The sequence below is a fragment of the Aminobacter sp. P4_D5 genome (genome assembly GCF_056401815.1).
This window is the reverse complement of the sequence record NZ_JBFUIP010000769.1, coordinates 1-687: the sequence shown is the minus strand read 5'-3', so window position 1 is coordinate 687 and position 687 is coordinate 1. Positions and strand designations below refer to the sequence as shown.

The window sequence follows — 687 nt, the reverse complement described above, 5'->3', positions numbered from 1 at the left end:
GAATAGCTTCGGCCTCACCATGCTGGGTCCGACCCTGCTGGAATACGGCACCGAGGCGCAGCGCGAGCAGCACCTGCCACCCATCGTGCGCGGCGAGATCCGCTGGTGCCAGGGCTACAGCGAGCCGGAGGCGGGCTCGGACCTCGCCGGCCTGCGCACGCGCGCGGTGCGGGACGGCGACGACTTTCTGGTGAATGGCCACAAGATCTGGACCTCCTACGCCCATTACGCCGACTGGGCCTTCTGCCTGGTCCGCACCGACTTCGAGGCGCCCAAGCACCAGGGCATCAGCTTCCTGCTGGTGGACCTGACCTATCCCGGCGTGCGGGTGCAGCCGATCCGGCTCATCAGCGGCGTCTCGCAGTTCTGCGAGACCTTCCTTGAGAATGTCCGCGTCCCCGCCGGCAACCTGCTGGGCGAGATGAACAAGGGCTGGACCATCGCCAAGCGTCTGCTGGAGCACGAGCGCAAGTACCTCGGCGGCTTCAGCGACCGGCACCATGGGCGCACCGAGCGCACGCTTGTCGGCATCGCGAAGGAGGGCGTGGGCGAGCGGGACGGCCGTATCGCCGACGCCGTGCTGCGCGACCAGATCGCCGCCTATCTCATGGAGGACGAGGCCTTCCAGCTGACGCGGCGGCGCATCGCCGAGGAGGCCGAGGCGGGCCAGCCGCCCGGGCCGGCCTC

General features: G+C 69.6%; 1 protein-coding gene. It reads left to right on the top strand.

The annotated features are described in order from the left end of the window. Window positions 1-687, top strand: a 687-nt coding sequence (locus tag AC1DWF_RS34880; RefSeq protein ID WP_476843045.1) for an acyl-CoA dehydrogenase family protein, incomplete at both ends; no start/stop codon positions are given.